The organism is Acutalibacter intestini (assembly GCF_034334985.1).
Classification (GTDB): Bacteria; Bacillota; Clostridia; order Oscillospirales; family Acutalibacteraceae; genus Acutalibacter; species Acutalibacter intestini.
Window position 1 is genome coordinate 1 of the sequence record NZ_JAWXXL010000122.1, and the last position, 809, is coordinate 809.

The following is an 809-nucleotide window of genomic DNA, read 5'->3' on the forward strand; positions in this document are numbered from 1 at the left end:
GCGGCTTGCCTCAAAGCCGAATTCTTCACACACCTTCACGCGGGCGGCCTCTTCCGTGATTGCTTCGGCGCAATTATTCACGATCCACTTTTCGCGGCTTTCCTGATATGCGACGATCGCAAGAGGATCACGCAAGCACCACTTGTAACGGGCGTATTGGTAAACGTCGCTTGCAGTAATGGCCTTTTTGTCTACCAGCGCAACAAGCACGCTGTAAACGTCTGCCGCCGCGCCCTTGTCCTTCGGCTCTGCTTCCGTCAAAAATTCTTCTTCCGAAAGAAGAATGCCCCGGCGGGTTTTCCACAACCGATCATACCCGGCTTTCAATTCTGCTTCGGTCTGGTAGTTGTACCCGCGATCAAGCACGAATTTTTCAAACTCGTTCAATTTGCTGTAATCCGTTGTTTCGCTTCTGATCTTCTGCGCCAGCAAGTCCCCATAATGCGGCGGCTCTTCCGCGGCGGTTTCCGTCGCCCGCTCGTTTTCGTCATAAATCCGGCTTTCCGGGTGCTTGTCGCTCCAAAACTCCACGCGCCCGCCGTCGTTCACTTCATAGAAAACGCCGTTTTCTTCCGTGGCGTAGGTCTTGCGGATCACATTGCCTTCAAGCGTGGAATTCTCTTTGTACTGCACGCCATAGAGAACTTCGGCTTTTGCGGCTTCGTATTCTTCAAAAGTAACGTGTTTCATTTTTGCGCCCTCCCTTGATTTTCCGGCCTGTTTATGGTAAAAAAATAAATGCGTCCGGATCGTTCCGCGCCCCTTCGGGCGGGTTCGTGTCCTTTCGCATTTAATATTACAACTTACAT

Annotated in this window: 1 protein-coding gene; it reads right to left on the reverse strand. The window is 51.7% G+C overall.

What is annotated here, in order from left to right; all coding sequences use genetic code 11:
- Positions 1–690: hypothetical protein (locus tag U8U68_RS22000; protein ID WP_322204612.1), on the reverse strand; the 690-nt coding region annotated here is incomplete at its 3' end.
- Positions 691–809: the final 119 nt, after the last annotated feature.